The organism is Arthrobacter sp. T572 (assembly GCF_056780115.1).
On sequence record NZ_JBRAZQ010000002.1, the window covers coordinates 3,628,360 to 3,640,639 of the forward strand.

A 12,280-nucleotide genomic window follows, 5' to 3' on the forward strand; every position below is an offset into this window, starting at 1 on the left:
GGGTCCCTGAATGTCGCTCAAGCCCCAGGCACTGCTGGTCATGAATAGCGGAACCTTTGCTGACCAGTTCGATTCCACACGACTGGAGCGGCTGGCAGGAATGGTGGAACTTGGCGATCAGGCGTGGACGGATACCCTCGACGCAGCCGAACTCGCGGGCCGGCTTGAAGAGGTGGAAATCCTCCTCACCAGCTGGGGAGTTCCCCGGCTGACAGCCGAACGCCTGGAACGCATGCCCAAGCTCAGGGCAGTGTTCCACTGTGCAGGAACGGTCCGCAGCTTTGTCAGCGAGGAATTGTGGGACCGCGGCATCACCGTGACCAACGGCGCGGACGCCAATGCCATCCCGGTTGCGGAGTTCACGTTCGCCTCGATCGTGCTCGCCGGGAAAAAGGCACACGTCCTGGCCAATGACGCCCGCACGTTCCGCGATGACTGGGACTATGTGTCGGCCCGGGGCGAACTGGGCAACATCGGTCGCGTGGTGGGCATCGTAGGATTCTCCCGCATTGGCCGCCGCGTAGTGAACCTCGTCCAACAACTGCAGGACGTCACGTGCCTGGTCAGCGATCCCCATGCCAACCCGGTTGAGGTCGCTGCCGCTGGTGGCAGGTTGGTGACGCTGGAGGAACTGCTCCGGAAGTCCGACGTCGTCAGTATCCACGCGCCTGCCTTGCCGGAAACCCGGAACATGATCAGCACCGCGGAACTGCAGGCCATGAAGGATCACGCAACACTGATCAACACCGCCCGCGGCTCCTTGGTGGACACGGCAGCGCTGGAGGTCGAATGCCAAAAGGGCCGCATCACCGCCCTGCTGGACGTCACCGAACCGGAACCGCTCCCGGCGGGCTCGGTCCTGTATGACCTGCCCAACGTGGTCATCACGCCACACATCGCCGGCTCGCTCGGCACGGAAACCCGGCGGATGTCCGATGCCGCCCTGGATGACCTTGAACGGTACCTCGCCGGAAAGGACCTCCTGGCCCAAGTAGTACACGCGGACCTGGGCCTCAGCGCCTAGGTCCGCAAGAACCAGACCGCCGCAGGTGCGGCAGACTTAAACCAGTACCAAAGGAGAACGCAATGAAGCGCACCACCCTCGCCGCAATCGCCCTTGCGGTGACTGCCGGACTTGGACTCACCGGCTGTGCAGGCGCCGCCGGCCCCGCAGACCAGCCGGCCGCCAACGGCAAAACCAAGCTGACCGTGTCCGTCTGGAACTACGAAGGAACCCCGGAGTTCAAGGCGCTGTTCGACAGTTACGAGGCTGCCAACCCGAACGTCGACATCGAACCGGTGGACATCCTGGCTGACGACTACCCGCAGAAGGTCACCACCATGCTGGCCGGCGGGGACACCACGGACGTCCTCACCATGAAGAACGTCATCGACTACTCCCGCTATGCCAACAACGGCCAGCTGCAGGAGATCAACAGCGTGGTGGACAAGGTGGGCAAGGACAACCTCGCTGGCCTGGATGCTTTCGACATGAACGGCAAATACTACGCAGCCCCCTACCGCCAGGACTTCTGGCTCCTGTACTACAACAAGGACCTGCTCAAGGCCGCCGGCGTGGAGGATCCCCAGGACCTGACCTGGGACGAGTACACCGCCCTGGCCAAGAAACTCACCACTACCGGCGCGGACGGCAAGAAGGTCTACGGAACGTACCACCACATCTGGCGCTCGGTGGTTGAAGCAATTTCCGCTGCCCAGAACGGCCAGGACCAGAACAGCGGCGATTACGGCTACTTCGAGGACCAGTACAACACTGCCCTGGACCTGCAGAAGTCCGGCGCCACCCTGGACTACGGCACTGCCAAGAGCCAGAAGACCAGCTACCGCACCATGTTTGAAACCGGCCAGGCAGCCATGATGCCCATGGGCACCTGGTACATCGCCGGTATCCTGCAGGCCAAGAAGGACGGCAAGTCGAACGTCAACTGGGGCTTGGCCCCCATGCCGCAGAAGAACGACGACGGCAAGGTCACCACGTTCGGTTCGCCCACGGCCTTCGCCGTGAACAAGAACGCGGTCCACACCGAGGAAGCGAAGAAGTTCATCGAATGGGCTGCCGGTGAAGAGGGCGCCAAGGCGATCTCCAAGATCGGTGTTGTCCCGGCACTGCAGAACGATGCCGTCAAGGACGCCTACTTCGCGCTGGACGGTATGCCCACGGATGAGCTCTCCAAGAAGGCGTTCACCCCTGACACCACCGCCCTCGAAATGCCGGTCAGTGACAAGTCCGCAGCAACGGACAAGATCCTCAACCAGGAGCACGATCTGATCATGGTGGGTGAGCGCTCCGTCACCGACGGCATCGCTGAGATGGGCAAGCGCGTCAAGAGCGAAGTCCTCGGCCAGTAAGGCCCGTTATGAGTACAGAAACAATCTCCAAGCCCGTTGCCCCGGCTGTTGCCGGCCGGGGCAACAGGAAGCAGGCCAGGCGCAACACCCTGATCGGCTGGACGTTCATCCTCCCGAACTTCGTTGGCTTCCTGGCTTTCACCCTGGTTCCGGTCCTCGCGGCGTTCGCTCTTTCCTTCATGGAGTGGACGTCCTTCAGCGCCCCCAAGTGGGTGGGCCTGGCGAACTTCCAACGCATGTTCGCCTCCGACTCCTTCTGGATCGCGCTGCGCAACACGGTGGTTTACGCCATCGGCCACGTTCCGCTGACCATGGCCCTGGCCCTGATCCTGGCGATGCTGCTGAACCGCAAGCTCAAGGGCATCGGCTTCTTCCGTGTCGCGATCTTCTTCCCTTACATCACCTCACTGGTTGCGGTAGCTGTTGTGTGGAACATGCTGTTCAGCCCGGACAACGGACCCATCAACCAGTTCCTCCACGCAGTCGGCATAGCCAACGCACCGGGCTGGACTTCCAGCTCGGACTGGGCACTGCCGGCAGTGATCATCACCAGCGTGTGGCGGGACATGGGCTACTACATGGTCCTGTACCTGGCCGGACTCCAGGCCATCCCCACCGAGCTGTATGAAGCCGCCGAGGTTGATGGGGCCAGCGCCTGGCAGCGCTTCTGGAACGTCACCATCCCGTCCCTGCGGCCCACCACGTTCTTCGTGGTGGTCATGCTGACGGTCTCCAGCTTCAAGGTCTTCGACCTGATCGTGGTCATGACCAACGGTGGCCCCGGCCGGTCCACCACCGTCCTTTCACAGCTCATCTACCAGGAGGGCATCGGCGAAGGTAAGTTCGGCTACTCCTCGGCAATCTCGCTGGTCCTGTTCCTCATCGTCCTGACGGTCACCGTCCTGCAATTCAAGATCCAACAGCGGAGGGAACGCTGATGACCAACATGGCCGAAGACCTCAAGGCCGAGGCCCGCTTCGCCGGGTCGGGCCTGCCACCTGCCGCCGCGGAAGACCGCCGTCGTACGGTCCGGAAGCGCTCCCCGCGCGAGCAGAAGAAACGGACCGCCAACATCATCATCTACGGCGTGCTGGTGGTCCTGGTGGTGGCGCTCATGGTGCCGTTCATCTGGATGGTCTCCTCCTCGTTGAAGGAGAACAACCAGGTCCTCACCGTCCCCATCCAGTGGATCCCCACCGAATTCGTGTGGAGCAACTACACGGACATCTGGACCCGCATCCCCATGATGGGCTACCTGCAGAACTCCCTCTACCTGTCGGTGATCATCACCTGCCTGCAGGTGCTTACCGGGTCGCTGGCCGCCTACGGTTTCTCCAAGGTCCGCTTCCCCGGCAGGGACGTGCTGTTCCTGGCCTACATCGGCACCATCGCCGTTCCATGGCAGGCGTACATGGTTCCGCAGTACATCATGATGCAGCAGCTCGGTTTGACGAACAGCTTCAACGCCCTGATCCTGCTCCAGGCCTTCGGTGCGTTCGGGGTGTTCCTGATGCGCCAGTACTACATGACCATCCCGGACGAACTCTGCGAAGCCGCCCGGATCGATGGACTCAGTGAGTACGGCATCTGGGCCCGCGTGATCCTGCCCCTGTCCAAGCCTGCCCTGGCCAGCCTGGCGCTGCTGACCTTCGTGAATACCTGGAACGACTACATGGGCCCGTTCATCTACCTCACATCCAACCGCCTCTGGACCGTCCAGCTCGGCCTGCGCTCCTTCGTGGGCCAGTTCGACGCCGAGTACGCCATGATCATGACCGGCTCGGTGATCTCCGTGATCCCGATCCTCATCATCTTCCTGATCGGCCAGCGCTACTTCATCCAAGGCATCGCCACGAGCGGCATGAAAGGATGAGCACCTTGCGTGCTTCCCGCAAGCGCCGCTGGTCAGGGCCGGGATTCGAAGCCTTCGGCAGCATCTTCGGTTTCGTCTACACGTTCCTGGCCGGCAACGTACTGCTGGCCGTCGCCAACGCGCCGCTGGTGCTCTGCCTCTCCCTGGTGGCAGACCCGGCGGCCGCGTGGCCGTTCTTCCTGGCCCTCTCGGTCACCATCGCCCCTTCCCTCGCCGGTCTCTTCGCGGCCTTCCGCTCGCTGAACGACGACGGCGGCGCGGTCAAGCCGGTAGCGGCGTTCCTTTCCGGATACAAGCGCAGTTTCACGAAGGTCGCACCGGTGGGACTCGGCGCGGTTGCCCTGTTGTTGTTCCTCGGCATGGACCTGATAGCCGTGCAAACGGTTCCGGGCGCCGCACTGTTGCTGCCGCTCATTGTCGTAGCAGCCGCCATGACGGTGAGCCTGGCAGTGACGGCGATCGCCGGCGTCGTACTCCTGCCCGAGGCGAGGCTGAAAAGCATCCTGAAGGCCTCCCTCTACCTGGTGGTGCAGCGCTGGTACCTGAGCCTGGCCATGCTGGCGCTCCTGGGCATCATCATCTCCGCAGCCGTACTGCAGCCCGTGCTGGGCATTGCCCTGGCACCGGCCCCGCTGCTGTTCGTGATCTGGAGCAACGCCTCGTTCGCTTTCCACGCCGTGCTCCGCACTCCCTAGCTTCCCGAGGACTCTTTTGGACACCTTCGCAATCGGCGATCAGGATTTCCTCCTGAACCATCAGCCCTTCCGCATCCTGTCCGGTGCCATCCACTACTTCCGCGTCCACCCGGACCTTTGGGCTGACCGCATCCACAAAGCACGGCTCATGGGGCTCAACACCATTGAGACGTACGTGCCCTGGAACGAGCACTCTCCGGCTCCTGGTTCTTTCCACACCCACGGCGGGCTGGACCTGGGCCGGTTCCTCGACCTGGTGGCGGCTGAGGGGATGCGGGCGATCGTGCGTCCGGGTCCGTACATCTGCGCCGAGTGGGACAACGGAGGCTTGCCTGCGTGGCTCTTTACCGATCCTTCCGTGGGCGTCCGGAGCAGCGAGCCGTCCTACCTCGCCGCGGTCACTGCGTACATGGAGTCCGTGCTGGAACTGGTGGTGCCTCGGCAGATCTCCCACGGCGGACCAGTGATCCTCCTCCAGATCGAGAACGAGTACGGAGCCTACGGGACGGACAAGGCCTACCTCCAGCACTTGGTTGATGTGGCGAAGCGTTCGGGCGTGGACGTTCCGCTGTTCACCTGTGATCAGCCGGTTGGGACCATGATCGAGGACGGATCGCTGCCGGAGCTGCACAAGACCGGAACGTTCGGTTCACGGGCAGAGGAGCGGCTCGCCTTCCTGCGGGAACGCCAACCCACTGGCCCCCTGATGTGTGCCGAGTTCTGGAACGGCTGGTTCGACAACTGGGGAACGCACCACCACACCACCGACGCCGGTGCTGCCGCCGCCGAACTGGACGCGCTGCTGTCTGCGGGGGCTTCGGTGAATATCTACATGTTCCACGGTGGCACCAACTTCGGTTTCACCAACGGAGCCAATGACAAGGGCATCTACGAGCCGACCATCACGTCGTACGATTACGATGCTCCGCTGTCCGAAGACGGTCATACGACGGAGAAGTATTTTGCGTTCCGGAATGTCATTGCGAAGCATTTCCCGGTGCCGGCGGAAGTACCTGCCGGGCGTACCCCGGCCGCTGCAGGCGTGGTGACGGTGGACCGTGCGGCACCGTTGTCCTTTGTCCCTTTGGCTCCTGTGGCAGGCCCCGTTCCGCCAGTCGAAGTCACCGGCCAGTACCGCGGATTCCATCTCTACGAGACATACCTGAACCGCGGCGGAGTTTTGTCACTCACCGAAGTGCGTGACCGTGCGCAGTTCTTCCTCAATAACGTCCCCATTGGTGTATTGAGCCGCGAACTGGGCGAGCGCTCCCTGGTGATTCCCGGCGGCGGCCGGCTTCGTGTCCTGTTGGAGGACCAGGGACGCGTCAATTATGGTCAGCGAATCGGCGAGGCGAAGGGCCTGATCGGGCCGGCGTTGCTGGACGGTTCCGAGATGCTGGATTGGGAGCTCGGCGCTGTTGACCTGGCGAACTTGGATGGGTTCCGTACTGCCGCTGAACCCTTGGACGGGCCGGCGGTTGCGGGCCCGTCCATGGCCTTCGGCACCTTTGAGGCGGACGGACCGGGTGACCGCTTCCTCCGGCTCGACGGCTGGACCAAGGGCAACGCGTTCATCAACGGTTTCAATCTGGGCCGCTACTGGAGCCGCGGACCACAACGCACCCTCTACGTACCCGGGCCGCTGATCCGCAAAGGCACCAACGAGCTCGCTGTCCTGGAACTGCACGGAAGCGCGACGCGCGAGGTGCGTTTCGCCGTCGCGCCTGACCTGGGCCCCGACGAAAAGTAAAACGCTCTCTCACATAACGTCCCCTGTTGACGATCGCTCTCTCACCGGATGAGAGAGCGTTCGGGTTTAAGGGTGGTGATGTGAGAGAGCGTTGTGGGTGGTGCTAGCCGCGGCAGAGTTCGCCGTACTTGGTGCCGGCTTCCTGGTAGGCAGCGGACAGTTCGCCCATCTTCGCTTCGTCGCGGTGGTCCTCGTCCTTCACCAACTCGTCCGAGTATTCAAGGATTACCTTGACCACGGGCTTCATGTCCTCGGAGGCTACGGGCTCGATGGGACGGATTGCATTGGCAACACGGATGGTTGCGGTCTTGCTGGCGTTGCTCGGGAGGCTGGCGACGGCGACACCCACCCGGTCACAGGTTTCAGCGGTGGTCAGCTGCGGCGAAGAGCAGGCGGAGGCCGTGGCAAGCAGCCCGGCAGCGATCAGGACAGTGGTGAGTTTCTTCATGTTTCCCTCAGTGGTCGACGTCCCTTTGATTGTAGTCAGAGTGTTGAGCCGCGTGTGCCGCTTTGACTTCGGATGCCCCGCCGGGCTGCCCTAGGCTGGGTGCCATGGCGATCCTTCACAAAGCAACCCTGTCCCCCACCAAGCTCGAACTCATCGCAGGCTACCTGCCCAAGCAGCCGTGGTTCATCCAGGACGGCACCCCGGAACTCGTGGGTGCGTACCGCTTTGACGATCCCGCCGGGGAGGTAGGACTTGAGACGCATGTGGTTGCCGCAGGCGACCGCATCTACCAGGTCCCTCTCAGCTACCGGGGCTACGAACTGGCCGGCGCCGAGGAATGGCTCGTCGGAACCATGGAGCACTCCGTGCTGGGCAAACGCTGGGTGTACGACGCCTGTGCCGACCCCGTTTACGTCAAAGCCCTGGCAACAGCCATCCTCACCGGCCAGGAACAGGCGGAGCAATTCGTGGACAACAACGGCACCTTGGAACCGCGGCCCAGCACGGTTTCGGTGAAAGGCAGCGGCACGCTCGACGGCGGTGTCCCCACCGTCAGCGCCTCGGCGCCGGTTTCAGGCAGCGGAGTGACCGTCATCGATGCAGGAGGACTCCGACTGAAGATCGCCCGGGTAGTGGACGTCCCCGCTGAGCTGTCTTCCGCCTCCGCGGCAGCACCTGAACTCCACCACGAGCTCACGCTGCAGGGCACGTGGGAAGGCCTGGAAGGACCAGTCGAACTGGCCGCCGTAGTCCGCAACTGAGGAACGCCGCCTGTTCGCCGCCGAAAGGGCAGCGTAGGCTGGCAACGGGGCCATCAACCGACGTGAGGGGTTCACGTGTACAAAGCGCAAGACATCATTCCCGCAGTCCAGGACGTTGCAGGCGAGTGGGTAAGGCACGCGGCGGAGGGAACGTCATCACAAACAGATGCCGTGGTGAGGTGGGCCTTGGGCCGCATCAACCATGCCGACGTTCCCGGCGTGGTCCATGGTGTGGTGCTTACGCTCACCGGTAACCGCAAATCCGCCAGGAAAGCCCGACGAACTGCTGCGAAGGCCGTGGTCAAGGCAAGCCGGGCGCTGCGCTCGCAGGCCGGGAGGACACAGGCATTGAGCAGAAGCGCAGCCCGGTTTGGCGCTGCACCGGCCCGCCCGTCGCGGCCTGCGCGCTGGCTGATCTTCCTTTCAGCCGCAGGTATCGGTGCGGCTGCGGTGGTTTTCTGGCGGATGTTGATGCCGCCGGGGGAACCTGCCCCGGTGAAGCCCACCGAGCAGGCGTCGGGTGGCGAGGTCCCACCCGAGACGTACTGAAGGACTTTACTGGCCGGACCTGCCATTGAGGCCTTGCTCGCTTTGGCCCTCATCGCTCATGCGGACTCTCCGCCGGAACACGAGGCGGCTGAGAATCACATAGGCGCCGGTGCCGGCCAGCAGGAAACCGACCACTCCCACAATGACCAGTTGGGTAATGATTCCGGTGATGACCAAGGCAAAGCCGGCCAGCATCGACCCCGCGCCCAGGGCGTTGCGGACGGCTGTCCCCCGGAGACGACCGGATTTCAGTTGGAGGTCCAGATCGGGATCCGTTGCAGCGAGATCCCGCTCAAGCGCTTCCAGCCTCCTGCGCTCCTCATCCGATAACGACATCGGAATCATCCTCACTACACGAGCACTCCACGCCTGCGGCGCCAACGCTCCAGCCAGCGGCACGTGCGGCTGCTTGCCGTGCCTTGACTTCATTATCGGTCGAATTCCGGACACTATCCACAGGTCCTGAAGGAACTTGTGGTCGCGGTGCGAAGGCGGCGGGGTTTGGGCGACAGCTCACCCTAAGTATGCTTAGCGAAAGGACAGTGACCTCGCCAACCGAAAGCTGGGTACCGTGACACGACGATTCAGTACCGATTCCAACCAACCCGGCACTTTTGTTTCTGGACCCCGCCGACGCACCAGCCGCGCCCTGTGGTTGATCACCACCGGGTTGCTCGCCGGGGTTGCCGGCGGTTTTTTCGCATGGCGCATGATGGCCCCCGGCGGAGACCCTGAGCCTCTAAACCGCCGTGCACCCCACGGATCAACGGCACACGCACCGGAAAGTACAGGAACCACAGCCGAACAGCCCGAAGAGCTTCTTGTGCCCCAGGCCGAGCCAGTGGAAATCTCCACGAGGATGCGTCCGGGTGAATGGACCGAAGAGTCGCTGCAAGCCCATATCGAGGACTACAAGCAGCAGATCCGGGATATGGGGGCTGCCGAGTCCGAGATCGCGGTAGACGTTGAACGGACGGAAGAAGGGGCGGCCAAGGTCGCGGTCAGCTGGGCCAGAAACACAGGCGCCTAGAGCTTTGGCGCGACTTCGTCGGCAGCTTTGCGCAGCACGTCCGCGTACTCCGCCTGGTGCGGCAGGACGTCGTCCCGCAGCCCAGCGACGGAAAGGGCTCCCCGCAGGAGGCCTTTGGAGTCGAACAACGGAACCCCAAGCGCCGCAACACCAATGGTTACGTCTTCGTCAGACAGACTGTAGCCACGTTCGCGGATCAGGGCAGCATCGGCCTCCAACTGTTCGGCGCTGGTGAGCGTTAGGGGCGTGAACTCCTGAAGGGGCACCGTGTCCAGGACCTGGCTCCTCAAGGAATCGTCGTAAGCCAAAATCACCCTGGAAGTCGCGCCGGCGTGGGGCGGGAGGCTTCCTCCGGGTTTGAGCAACATCAGCGTGACCTTGGTGCCCTCGACCCAGTCCAGGCAGACTATTCGCCTGTCCCGGAGGGCACAGAGGTAAACGGTTTGGCCGGTCAGGTCGTTGAGCCGTTGCATCACGGTGCGCGCCGCCCCGACCTCCGGAATTCCGTTGAGGGCCGCAGAGGCGAGGTGAAGGATCCCGGTGCCAAGCTGGGCGCGCCCGTCTTCCCGCACCGTGACCAGGCCTACGTGGGCCAGCGCGTCCAGCAGACGGTAGACGCTGGGCCGCGGCATGGAGATGGCATCGGCAATGTCCGCGACGCCCAGGGGTCCTTGATCTGCCAGTGCGTTCAGCAGATCGGCACTGTTGGCCATGACTTTAATAGGCTTGGGAGACATCAGAGGCGCACGCTTTCTTTGGCGGGGACGAGTGCCGTGCTCGTAGCTCCCAGTGCGCGGCTGACCGCCGCGGCGGCTGACATGACCATTTCCACCGGGTCATATCCGCTGTGAAAGAGCCTGTGGGTCTGGCCGCTGATGGATAAGGCCCCGACAACCACATCGGCGTGGTTGAAGATCGGAGCTCCAACGCCGCCGATTCCCTGGCCCCAGTCGCTGTGGGCAACGGCGACGCCGTCGGCCGCTGTTTCTTTAAGACGACGGCGGAGATCATCGGCGTTCTTCGCCACGGGTCCGAAGAATTCGTCTTCGGGAAGCTCATGCAGGTAACGCTCCACCACTTCATCCGATTCAAACGCCAAGATGGCCCTGGGCGCGGCGCCCTGCCCCAGGGGCATGGACTCACCCAACCTGAGATTGTGGATCTGCACGTCAAGGCCGTCGATCCTGTCGATGCACACTGCCCGAAGATCCCGGCGTATGCAGAGGAATGCCGTCTGGCCCGTCGCCGTGTGCAGCCTTTCCAGCTCGGGACGTGCCAACTCCCGCAAATCCAGTTGGGCTTCGAGTTTGGCCCCCAGGCGAATGAAATCGATGCCCAGCCGCGTTTTTCCGCGACGCGAACCATCCTCCACCCAACCGATTCCTTGGAGCGTCGATAGCAGCCTGTACAACGAACTCGCCGGTTCGCCGGTGCGTTCCGCTAACTCGCCCACCGTAAGTTCACCGGCGTCGGCGACTGCTTGGAGCACAGCGGCCGACTTGGTGACGAGGTTCATTCCGCCGGTTGGGTCTGTTGCTTCCGACATTGGAAACCTCTCACGTAGCGGACAAAGACCATGACTCACGATACGGAAGGCGCGCCCCGAGACGCAAGCATGGCGACCTACTCATCTTCTCGCATTGTGGACCAAATGTCTGCTCATTGATAATTTTAGTCATCAACCGCCCTAAACACCCGAAGCAAAAGGAGTCGCAATGTCCACCATCACCAGTCCCGCAGCCACAAAGAGCCGCGCGGCAGTTCTCACAGGACCGGGTCAGTTTGCCATTCAGCCTGTATCGCCACCTGAACCAGGACCCGATGAGGCCTTGATCCGCATCACCTACACAGGCATCTGCGGATCGGACTTTCCCATTGTCGATGGCGCGCACCCCCGCGCTGTACTTCCCTTGGTCATGGGACACGAGATGACCGGGATCATCGAGCGGCCGGGCCGTAGCGGCCTGCCGACAGGCACCATGGTGGCAGTCAACCCCCTCCTGCCATGCGGCAACTGCGGAGCCTGCGCGATGGAACTTCCCCACGTATGCCGAAACCTGAGGCTACTCGGCATTGACGCTCCGGGATCGATGACAGAACTCATGGCAGTGCCGATCTCGAACATTACCCCCTTTGCGGGCCCGGTTCCCGCCGGGGAGGCCGCCCTCGCGGAGCCGCTCGCGGTGGCCGTGCACGCCGTGCATCGGGCACGGGTTGCCACCCAGGATCGCGTACTCATCTTCGGCGCGGGACCGATCGGGATTCTGGTCGCGCTGGTCGCGCGGCACGCGGGCGCCGTGGTGGTTGGCATAGTCGAACCGAGCGTACGACGCCGGCAGGTGGTCGAGTCTCTCGGGCTCACCGCCCTCACCCCCGACCAAGCGCCCGTGGCCCGCCTGCATCACGACGGAAGCGCCGACGTCGTTTTTGACTGCGCGGGCCACCACAGCGTCACCCCGCGCCTCACCGAAGTGGCACCCGTCCGGGGTCGGATAGTCATTGTGGCCGTCCATCACGGCCCGACGGGGGTGGACCTCCGGGAACTGGCTTTCGCAGAGCAGGAAATCATCGGGGTGCGCGTCTATGAGCCCGACGATTTCGCCGGAGCCGTCCAGCTGATCAGCCGCGGAGTCCTGCCCTTGGCCGACATTCCCGTCTCGGAGTATGCGCTTGCCGACGTAGCGAAAGCTTTCGCGGAGGCTCGTTCCGGCACTGGTGCCGTCAAAGTCCTCATCAGGAGCAATTAGCTTTTATCGTGGGATGGACTTAAAGTCCGTTCTACGATAATAATTGGGTACAGACTG

14 protein-coding genes are annotated in these 12,280 nt (G+C 63.1%); 10 read left to right on the plus strand and 4 right to left on the minus strand.

Annotation, left to right across the window (positions count from 1 at the left end; genetic code table 11):
• Nucleotides 1-10 precede the first annotated feature (10 nt).
• The 6 genes from ACUYMZ_RS17995 to ACUYMZ_RS18020 all read left to right on the plus strand — a co-directional run bounded on the left by ACUYMZ_RS17995 (nucleotide 11) and on the right by ACUYMZ_RS18020 (nucleotide 6,688).
• Complete coding sequence (locus ACUYMZ_RS17995) at nucleotides 11-1,024, plus strand: hydroxyacid dehydrogenase (RefSeq protein ID WP_481605010.1); 1,014 nt, start codon at nucleotides 11-13, stop codon at nucleotides 1,022-1,024.
• Between the two features lie 62 nt (nucleotides 1,025-1,086).
• Nucleotides 1,087-2,370: an ABC transporter substrate-binding protein gene (locus tag ACUYMZ_RS18000; protein ID WP_426004271.1), complete on the plus strand. Its 1,284-nt coding sequence runs from the start codon at nucleotides 1,087-1,089 to the stop codon at nucleotides 2,368-2,370.
• An 8-nt stretch (nucleotides 2,371-2,378) separates the two neighbouring features.
• On the plus strand, nucleotides 2,379-3,308 hold the full coding sequence (locus tag ACUYMZ_RS18005) for a carbohydrate ABC transporter permease (RefSeq protein ID WP_442424404.1): 930 nt from the start codon (nucleotides 2,379-2,381) through the stop codon (nucleotides 3,306-3,308).
• Entirely contained in the window at nucleotides 3,308-4,243 is a 936-nt protein-coding gene (locus ACUYMZ_RS18010; RefSeq protein ID WP_426004273.1) for a carbohydrate ABC transporter permease, read from the plus strand. The genes ACUYMZ_RS18005 and ACUYMZ_RS18010 overlap by 1 nt, the downstream gene beginning before the upstream one ends.
• Entirely contained in the window at nucleotides 4,240-4,938 is a 699-nt protein-coding gene (locus tag ACUYMZ_RS18015; protein WP_481605013.1) for a DUF624 domain-containing protein, read from the plus strand. The genes ACUYMZ_RS18010 and ACUYMZ_RS18015 overlap by 4 nt, the downstream gene beginning before the upstream one ends.
• A gap of 16 nt (nucleotides 4,939-4,954) precedes the next feature.
• Nucleotides 4,955-6,688, plus strand: a complete 1,734-nt coding sequence (locus ACUYMZ_RS18020) for a glycoside hydrolase family 35 protein (protein WP_481605015.1) — start codon at nucleotides 4,955-4,957, stop codon at nucleotides 6,686-6,688.
• 103 nt (nucleotides 6,689-6,791) lie between these two features.
• On the opposite strand, the gene ACUYMZ_RS18025 is transcribed toward ACUYMZ_RS18020, so the two are convergent.
• Nucleotides 6,792-7,136 (minus strand): hypothetical protein, encoded by a 345-nt coding sequence (locus ACUYMZ_RS18025; RefSeq protein WP_481605017.1) that lies wholly within the window; start codon nucleotides 7,134-7,136, stop codon nucleotides 6,792-6,794.
• A gap of 104 nt (nucleotides 7,137-7,240) precedes the next feature.
• Between ACUYMZ_RS18025 and ACUYMZ_RS18030 the strand changes: the two genes are divergently transcribed.
• Both ACUYMZ_RS18030 and ACUYMZ_RS18035 read left to right on the plus strand, forming a co-directional pair.
• Complete coding sequence (locus tag ACUYMZ_RS18030) at nucleotides 7,241-7,897, plus strand: CG0192-related protein (RefSeq protein ID WP_442424402.1); 657 nt, start codon at nucleotides 7,241-7,243, stop codon at nucleotides 7,895-7,897.
• Nucleotides 7,898-7,972: 75 nt separating this feature from the next.
• On the plus strand, nucleotides 7,973-8,446 hold the full coding sequence (locus tag ACUYMZ_RS18035) for a hypothetical protein (protein WP_426004279.1): 474 nt from the start codon (nucleotides 7,973-7,975) through the stop codon (nucleotides 8,444-8,446).
• A 6-nt stretch (nucleotides 8,447-8,452) separates the two neighbouring features.
• Here the strand turns inward: ACUYMZ_RS18035 and ACUYMZ_RS18040 are convergent, their stop codons facing one another.
• The gene (locus ACUYMZ_RS18040; RefSeq protein ID WP_426004280.1) at nucleotides 8,453-8,782 is read right to left on the minus strand and encodes a DUF3040 domain-containing protein; all 330 of its coding nucleotides are present in this window, start codon (nucleotides 8,780-8,782) and stop codon (nucleotides 8,453-8,455) included.
• Nucleotides 8,783-9,017: 235 nt separating this feature from the next.
• Here ACUYMZ_RS18040 and ACUYMZ_RS18045 point away from each other — a divergent pair, with 235 nt between their 5' ends.
• Complete coding sequence (locus ACUYMZ_RS18045; protein WP_481605020.1) at nucleotides 9,018-9,476, plus strand: hypothetical protein; 459 nt, start codon at nucleotides 9,018-9,020, stop codon at nucleotides 9,474-9,476.
• Here the strand turns inward: ACUYMZ_RS18045 and ACUYMZ_RS18050 are convergent.
• On the minus strand, nucleotides 9,473-10,213 hold the full coding sequence (locus ACUYMZ_RS18050) for an IclR family transcriptional regulator (protein WP_442424400.1): 741 nt from the start codon (nucleotides 10,211-10,213) through the stop codon (nucleotides 9,473-9,475). The genes ACUYMZ_RS18045 and ACUYMZ_RS18050 overlap by 4 nt on opposite strands.
• Entirely contained in the window at nucleotides 10,213-11,022 is an 810-nt protein-coding gene (locus ACUYMZ_RS18055; protein ID WP_426004284.1) for an IclR family transcriptional regulator, read from the minus strand. The genes ACUYMZ_RS18050 and ACUYMZ_RS18055 overlap by 1 nt, the downstream gene beginning before the upstream one ends.
• Nucleotides 11,023-11,191: 169 nt before the next feature.
• Here ACUYMZ_RS18055 and ACUYMZ_RS18060 point away from each other — a divergent pair, with 169 nt between their 5' ends.
• Nucleotides 11,192-12,223: a zinc-dependent alcohol dehydrogenase gene (locus ACUYMZ_RS18060; protein WP_481605022.1), complete on the plus strand. Its 1,032-nt coding sequence runs from the start codon at nucleotides 11,192-11,194 to the stop codon at nucleotides 12,221-12,223.
• Nucleotides 12,224-12,280 lie beyond the last annotated feature (57 nt).

What these genes read in the sequence shown, in the direction of transcription:
- ACUYMZ_RS17995 (WP_481605010.1), top strand. Translation starts at nt 11, where the DNA reads ATGTCGCTCAAGCCCCAGGCACTGCTGGTCATGAATAGCGGAACCTTT.
- ACUYMZ_RS18000 (WP_426004271.1), top strand. Translation starts at nt 1,087, where the DNA reads ATGAAGCGCACCACCCTCGCCGCAATCGCCCTTGCGGTGACTGCCGGA.
- ACUYMZ_RS18005 (WP_442424404.1), top strand. Translation starts at nt 2,379, where the DNA reads ATGAGTACAGAAACAATCTCCAAGCCCGTTGCCCCGGCTGTTGCCGGC.
- ACUYMZ_RS18010 (WP_426004273.1), top strand. Translation starts at nt 3,308, where the DNA reads ATGACCAACATGGCCGAAGACCTCAAGGCCGAGGCCCGCTTCGCCGGG.
- ACUYMZ_RS18015 (WP_481605013.1), top strand. Translation starts at nt 4,240, where the DNA reads ATGAGCACCTTGCGTGCTTCCCGCAAGCGCCGCTGGTCAGGGCCGGGA.
- ACUYMZ_RS18025 (WP_481605017.1), bottom strand. Translation starts at nt 7,136, where the DNA reads ATGAAGAAACTCACCACTGTCCTGATCGCTGCCGGGCTGCTTGCCACG.
- ACUYMZ_RS18030 (WP_442424402.1), top strand. Translation starts at nt 7,241, where the DNA reads ATGGCGATCCTTCACAAAGCAACCCTGTCCCCCACCAAGCTCGAACTC.
- ACUYMZ_RS18040 (WP_426004280.1), bottom strand. Translation starts at nt 8,782, where the DNA reads ATGTCGTTATCGGATGAGGAGCGCAGGAGGCTGGAAGCGCTTGAGCGG.
- ACUYMZ_RS18050 (WP_442424400.1), bottom strand. Translation starts at nt 10,213, where the DNA reads ATGTCTCCCAAGCCTATTAAAGTCATGGCCAACAGTGCCGATCTGCTG.
- ACUYMZ_RS18055 (WP_426004284.1), bottom strand. Translation starts at nt 11,022, where the DNA reads ATGTCGGAAGCAACAGACCCAACCGGCGGAATGAACCTCGTCACCAAG.
- ACUYMZ_RS18060 (WP_481605022.1), top strand. Translation starts at nt 11,192, where the DNA reads ATGTCCACCATCACCAGTCCCGCAGCCACAAAGAGCCGCGCGGCAGTT.